The organism is Verrucomicrobiota bacterium (genome assembly GCA_027622555.1).
In the GTDB taxonomy this organism is placed as follows: domain Bacteria; phylum Verrucomicrobiota; class Verrucomicrobiia; order Opitutales; family UBA2995; genus UBA2995.
The window spans coordinates 1-6,797 of sequence record JAQBYJ010000194.1 but is presented as its reverse complement, the minus strand read 5'-3'; the positions used below and the strand labels follow the sequence as shown (position 1 = coordinate 6,797).

Below are 6,797 nucleotides of genomic sequence, written 5' to 3'. Positions count from 1 at the left end.
TATTTTTATCATTCATACACTGTGGCATATAACAGGAGTGTAGTCTATCCTAAAGATTGATCAGTAACTTAAAAACTGACCGTCCTCCATTGTCAGAATATGATCACATTGCTTCGCTATTTCGGTGTTATGAGTAACTATCAAGATAGCCTGCTCATTTTCCCGGGCAAGACGTGTCAAAAGCTCGATCACGATATTTGAATTTGCCACATCAAGATTCCCGGTCGGCTCATCTGCGAGAATAACTGATGGCGAGTTGGCCAGGGATCGCGCAATGGCAACGCGCTGCTGCTCACCTCCAGATAATTGCGTGGCCAGTCGACTAACTTTATCTCCAAGTCCAACGCTTTCCAGATAACTGGTTGCTTTGGCCTCCATTTCCAGTGGAGGCAAGTTGGCAAGTTTTCGCATCGGAATCATCACATTTTCGAGGGCGGAAAATTCCTTCAATAAAAAGTGGAACTGAAATACAAATCCCAAATGAGCACATCGGGCCGCCGTGCGACCAACGTCGCTGGCAGTTGTCATAGGCCGGCCACCCATGTAGATTTCTCCTTCATCCGGTTTGTCGAGTAAGCCGAGCAGGTATAATAAAGTCGACTTCCCACACCCGGACGGTCCGACGATAGCGTAAATCTTGCCACGTTCGAGCGCTAAAGAAACTCCTTTTAAAACGTGAACCCGTCCTGCACCTTCTCCCAAATATCGGTGAATGTTTTTGCACCGAAGAGCAATCCGATCTTCGGAAACAGATGGGGTTGCAGATCCGCTCATTGAGAAGTCCCCCGAATAATGTCGCCCGGTTCCAGTAGCGCTGCCCGTCTCGCGGGTATATAAGAGGCGATCGTTACGGTCACTGTGGCAACCAGAACTCCAGTGAGGTAATGCCAATAGGACCAATAAACCTCAAACGAATCGGTTGAAAAAATGCCTCTTACGCGAAAAGGAATACTTTCAACTCCAAAAGTGATAAGAACTGCAAGCAGACATCCCAACGAGGTCCCAGCCATAAGTACGAATACTCCTTGCCAGAGGAAAATACTGGTAATGTCGTTTCTAGTATATCCCATAGAACGAAGGATCGCTATTTCCTTGGTCTTTTCCAAAACAAGCATCGCCAAGGTGTTAAACATACCAAGACCAGAAAGTAGTATGATCGTCGAAACGGTAAGCGCAGTCGAAAAACGGATTACCTTGAACACATCAAGCCATGTCTTTTCACGCTCCTTCCAACTGGCAACATGGTAATAAATGGTATTGGTCATATGAAGTGCCTCTTCACTCGCTCGATCAGGGTCTTTCAAATTGACCTGCAAAAAGGAGGCACCGTGGGGCCGCTGCAATACACTTCGCGCTTCACCTATTTTCATAAAAATACGCTCACGATCGATATCCGATACCCCCGTTTCAAAGATACAAGCAACCGTGTAACGGTTATTTTGACCAAGGGTAGTCATGATCACGGTGTCACCGATGTTGACCTGAAGCAGGCGCGCTAGCCCTGAACCAATGAGAATACCTGAAGGTTTCGAGCGAAAAACGTTCAAATCCCCAAAGATGATTTGGTCCTCAAGATCCGAAACGGCTAAATGGTCGTCTATATTTATCCCGAAAATCCGGCCGTTGTAACTCCGAAAATTACTTGAAAGCTGGACCGAACCATTGAGCACTTCGGAAATCCCCGTAACGCTTTCAAAGCTCTTGAGAGCTTCGATAACCTCGAGCGGATGTTCAATACCTTCGATGTATTTAAAGTTTTCCGTGTTCTCAACCACCCAAGAAGTCCCATCTTCATTTTTCAATTCCATAGTGGTAAATGTCTCTCGGATGCGGTCTTGCACGCGAATGGCGCCATTTGTCCCCAGAATGGTTTTTATGAAAAAACGTTCGAATCCACTGGTCTGAGCTTGGCCAAATATGAAAAAGCCTACGCCGAAGATGATCCCTGCAAGACTCATCGCCATAGAGCGCTTATTGGCGGTCAAGAATCGAAGCGCAATTCGGATATTTGGGGACATACCTAAAGGAAACCTATGATTAGCGATTCCTAAGAAGACCGGTTCTCTCTTTTGGGCTTACATGGTCTCCATCCCGGAAATCGCCTAAGTCTTCCACCACAACCAGCTCACCTTCTTCAAGACCTTCGGTTACTTCGGCCCTGGTTAGATCTCGAAACCCGAAAATAATCTGTCGAAACTCTAGTCGCCCATCCTTATAAACAAACACGCGATCCCCCATCAAAGCACGAGCAGGTATCATTTTTGCGTTATCTCGTTCGGCTGTTGTAATAGTTACTTCTCCGGTTAGGCCAGGGACCAAAATTTCTTGTGAAACATCCACCTTCAACTGAATGGAATAGCGTTGGGTTACAGGATCAGCAGAAGGAAATATCTTGATGACCTCGGCATTGTAGAGAGTTCCGCCAAGGGATAGAAAACGAACGACCGCTTTTTGTCCGACTTTTAATCCAGAAAAATTCTCTTCACTCACTTCAGCTACAACCACCCGCTTTTTAGAAATGATCGATGCAAGAGGATCACCAGAGCCGATCAAATCACCCTTTTCGCTGAATACATCGTTAATGATTCCATCAATAGAAGACCGGATGGTCATTTTTTCAAGGCGCCGCTTGATGACTTTGATCCCATTCTCCAATTGCTGAATTTCGGTTTGTGCAATGAGTTCAGACATTTGGAGGTCCTCCTTTGCCTGGAGCAAGCCTCGTTTGATGGCATTAACCTGCCGCTCCGATCGCTGGCCCAGTTCAAAGAGTCGCTCAACTTCAGTAAGGTCTTCCTGCCTAACCTCGACTTCGAATCGCTTGGGGTTTCCAACGAGGACACGATTTCGAGCCAGATCGAGATCAATTTGGCGTGCTTCAAGCTCCAGGGTCAGATCACGGGTATCAATCATCGCAACGACGTCTCCATTTATCACTTCTTGCCCCTCCTCAATCAGGACTTCGAGTAATCGACCTGCCTCGCCGGAGCGAATTTCAGTAGTAAAATCGGCATTCACAGTGACTGTTCCAAGAACGACGGATTGAGCCTTGTCGATAACAACTGCCTGAACAACGACCTCTTTGACGACTAACTTCTTATAAAAGATCCAACCTGCGAATCCACAAATTGATAGAAATACTATGGCTATAACGTAACGTATCATTAATCTAGGTATGCTAAAATAGAAGTGCTCTCCATTGCCACATTGAGACTGGCCAGGGCTTTGAAATAATTGGCTCTTGAAACGAATACTTTAGTTTTAGCTATTTCAACATTGCGACTTAAAATAAGAAGATCCTTTTCGGAAACCCGACCGGCCTTTCTATCCTCAAGCGCTTGATTGTAAGAACCGACTGCCCAACCGAAGTCCTGTTGGTCCAAGCGGCTTTGCGGTACCAACACCTTCAGATTCGCCAGCTTATAATTCAAATCGGCCGCAATTGAATCTTTTAGCATGGTTAACTCGCGTTCCAATTGGCGTTTTAATTGAATCGAATTCAGCACCAGCCCCTTTTGGGCACCTGAATCATAAAGACTCCAATTCAGCTCTAACCCAGCGAAAGCCTCTTCCAACTCGAGGTTATTCCTGTTCCCTGTGGCAATGGTCTCAGAATCTTTTCTGAAACGAACTAAGCCATCCAGCTTGGGTCGATTAATGACCGTATACTTTTGAAGACGCAGACCTTCCTGTTCGAGGAGGAACTTTTTCTCCTGAAATCGTAGCGACATTTTGTCAATTTGAGAGATAAACGCATCCATCTGACTTTCTAAAACGGAAAAGTCGTTAGCCGCTCCATCTAAATGAATACTCGATGTAATAGCTGCGTTCTCTTCAAGACCTGCCACTCTTCTAAATGAATCTTCCAACTGAAAGATAGAGTTTTTCAAAGACTCATACACTAGTTTTGAGCGCTCAAATTTAACTTCTTCCAACACAAAAATACTGTTGGACATTTCACCTCGTTCGACCTGGTCACGGTACAAGGTCAAATCGGCTTCAAATAATTCAAGCGACAACAACTGTTCCTTTTCTCTCTGCTTTAAAACGATGTAGTCCACGTAATGATTAATCAAATTCTGATAGAGACTCAGAAAAGCGATTTGCCGATGATACTTGGAGGACTCAACCTGGAGAAGCCCAACTTCGTGGTCGGCTTCAAGAGCACCCCAATGGTAAATCGGTTTTCTCGCAGTTACGTCGTAACGAAATTGAACCCCTTGAGAGCTGGTTCCTCCAGAATTTTGATCTTGAAACCCGACATTCGTATTCAACCTTAACTTGATGCCTTTACCGGAACTCATTTGGGTAGAAATGGCTTCTCCTCTTTTAACGAGGATGTCCTGCAAGGTCATGTCCCAAGAGTTAACAGCCGCTTTTTTTATGTGTGCCTTGAGCTCTGAATTAAGCTGATCCAGAGGTACCGGCAGAATAACCTGAACCGGCTGATCGGGTTCAATTGCCAGGAGAGACAGGTCGATTGACCCGGTAAATCCAAAAAATAAGGTCGCTAAAATAGAGCGTCGAAAAAAATTCACAAAAACTAGTTGATAGGAATGTTGGAAAATTAGATGGGTCAGCATGGTACCTCTTCCCTACTTATCGAGCAAATTTTTTTTGAGAATGTTCCTCCTTGTCAGAAACAATCTTTGTCCACTACATAACCAACTTTGAAAATGAAGCACATTGTATTAATCGGCGGCTCAGGCTATGTTGGTCAAGCATTCCAGGAAGTTCTTGAGAAGCGCGGGATCTCCTACCGGAATTTCTCCAGAAAAGAGATCAATTACTATGACCCTCAAATCCTGATCGAAGCATTAAAAGCGGAGAAACCTAATGCAGTCATCAACGCAGCGGGCTACACCGGGAAACCAAATGTCGACGCCTGCGAAGCGGACAAGGCGAACTGCCTCCTCGGAAATGCGGGTTTGCCGGGAGTCATCAGAGAAGCTTGCGAAGAGCTGGACATCCCGTGGGGACATGTTTCCTCAGGTTGCATTTACACCGGCAAGCGCGCAGATGGGAACGGATTCCGGGAGGATGATACTCCCAACTTTAACTTCCGAACCAACAACTCCAGTTTCTACAGCGGCACCAAAGCGTTGGGCGAAGAGGTCCTCCAAGGCGCAAAAAACGCGTACATCTGGCGTCTGAGAATCCCTTTTGATGAACGCAACAATCCCCGCAATTACCTTAGCAAACTTCTGAATTACGAGTGGCTACTCGATGCAGAAAACTCAATCTCTCAACGATTCGAGTTTGTTGATGCCTGTCTCGATTCCTTCGTGAAGGAAATCCCTTATGGTACTTACAACGTAACAAACCCGGGCTCAACCACCGCTCGCCAGATAACGAGTATTATGAAAAAATACGGCCTGGTTCACAAAGAGCTGAAGTTCTTTGATAGCGAAGAAGACTTTATGAAACGTGCCGTCCGAACTCCCCGATCCAATTGCACGATGTCGTCTCAAAAACTGGCAGATGCCGGTATCACATTAACCGACGTAAATGAAGCGATCGAAAAAGCCTGCCGCGAGTGGGTAGCCTAAAAAACATGAATGTATTAGTCACCGGCGGCGCGGGATTTATCGGATCTCATTTTATCGACCTCCTCCTCTCAAAACAGGTAGAGGGGATAGATAAGGTTCTATGTCTCGACTTACTCACCTATGCGGGACGGGAAGAAAATTTCGCCCATCATCTGACAGACCGTCGCTTCAGCTTTGTTAAAGGTAATATTGGAGATCAAAGCCTTATTAACCAACTGCTCAGCGACCACGCGATTGACTGGATCGTTAATTTTGCCGCAGAGACCCATGTGGATCGCTCCATCGAAGGCCCCGATGCGTTCATTCAAACCAATGTCGTCGATACACACGAACTCCTTAAAGCGAGTCTGACTTACTTCGATACGTTGAAGGAGGAGAGTAAAGCCACGTTTCGCTTCCTGCATGTATCAACTGACGAGGTCTATGGCTCATTGGAACCCTATGATCCTCCGTTCACTGAAGAAAACCAATACCAACCGAACAGCCCCTACTCTGCCTCGAAAGCCGCCAGCGACCACTTGGTGCGCGCCTACCATCATACCTTTGGCTTACCGACCCTGATCACCAACTGCTCAAATAACTACGGCCCGAGACAGTTTCCAGAAAAGTTAATCCCCCTGATGATTCAGCAGGCGCTCAAGGGAGAAAAACTGCCCATTTACGGAGACGGTTTAAACGTAAGAGACTGGCTCTATGTAACGGATCACTGCACCGGCATTTTAAGAGTCTTGGAGAAAGGAGATCCGGGTGCCACCTACAACATAGGAGGCAACTGCGAAAAGACAAACATCGAAATCGTCGATACCCTATGCTCGATACTGGATGGCATAAGCCCCAAAGAGCAGGGAGAAAGCTACCTTAGTCAAAAAACCTTTGTGACAGATCGCAAGGGGCACGATCGACGCTATGCCATCGATTCCAGCAAAATGAAGGAAGAACTCAACTGGTCTCCGGCTGAAACGTTTGAAACAGGAATCCAGAAAACGGTTTCCCATTATTTAGAGCATCAATCGGGCTGAAGAACCATCATTATCCAGGGAAATGGATTTAATTCCTGGACGACCCGAAACCCTGATTTCGCGAGATCTCGCTTAAACGAGTTCACACTCCAATGATTCAGATGGCCGGGGGTATTTCCCAGATCACCCCAATATTTAAAACGCGCCATGTTCAATATTCGTCATATGGGTTCCCTGGGGACTGAGACGATGTAGGTCTGGGCCTCAAGTCGCCTCAACGCCAGTAATC

Annotated in this window: 6 protein-coding genes; 2 read left to right on the top strand and 4 right to left on the bottom strand. The window is 46.2% G+C overall.

From position 1 onward, the window contains the following. Positions 1-60 precede the first annotated feature (60 nt). Genes O3C43_24335 through O3C43_24320 form a run of 4 tightly spaced genes read right to left on the bottom strand, consistent with a single transcriptional unit; the run spans position 61 to position 4,538 of the window. Positions 61-774 carry an ABC transporter ATP-binding protein gene (locus tag O3C43_24335; protein MDA1069616.1) on the bottom strand — a complete coding sequence of 238 codons (714 nt, stop codon included), beginning with the start codon at positions 772-774 and terminating at the stop codon, positions 61-63. Next, positions 771-2,018 carry an ABC transporter permease gene (locus O3C43_24330; GenBank protein ID MDA1069615.1) on the bottom strand — a complete coding sequence of 416 codons (1,248 nt, stop codon included), beginning with the start codon at positions 2,016-2,018 and terminating at the stop codon, positions 771-773. The genes O3C43_24335 and O3C43_24330 overlap by 4 nt, the downstream gene beginning before the upstream one ends. Before the next feature lie 19 nt (positions 2,019-2,037). Continuing rightward, positions 2,038-3,165 (bottom strand): efflux RND transporter periplasmic adaptor subunit, encoded by a 1,128-nt coding sequence (locus O3C43_24325; protein MDA1069614.1) that lies wholly within the window; start codon positions 3,163-3,165, stop codon positions 2,038-2,040. Further along, positions 3,165-4,538 carry a TolC family protein gene (locus tag O3C43_24320; protein MDA1069613.1) on the bottom strand — a complete coding sequence of 458 codons (1,374 nt, stop codon included), beginning with the start codon at positions 4,536-4,538 and terminating at the stop codon, positions 3,165-3,167. The genes O3C43_24325 and O3C43_24320 overlap by 1 nt, the downstream gene beginning before the upstream one ends. Before the next feature lie 138 nt (positions 4,539-4,676). Between O3C43_24320 and O3C43_24315 the strand changes: the two genes are divergently transcribed. Together O3C43_24315 and rfbB are read left to right on the top strand one after the other, a co-directional pair. Further along, positions 4,677-5,549, top strand: coding sequence for a sugar nucleotide-binding protein (locus O3C43_24315; protein MDA1069612.1), 873 nt, complete (start codon positions 4,677-4,679; stop codon positions 5,547-5,549). A 5-nt stretch (positions 5,550-5,554) separates the two neighbouring features. Beyond that, positions 5,555-6,568, top strand: a complete 1,014-nt coding sequence (rfbB, locus tag O3C43_24310; GenBank protein ID MDA1069611.1) for a dTDP-glucose 4,6-dehydratase — start codon at positions 5,555-5,557, stop codon at positions 6,566-6,568. The last annotated feature ends 229 nt before the right edge of the window (positions 6,569-6,797 follow it).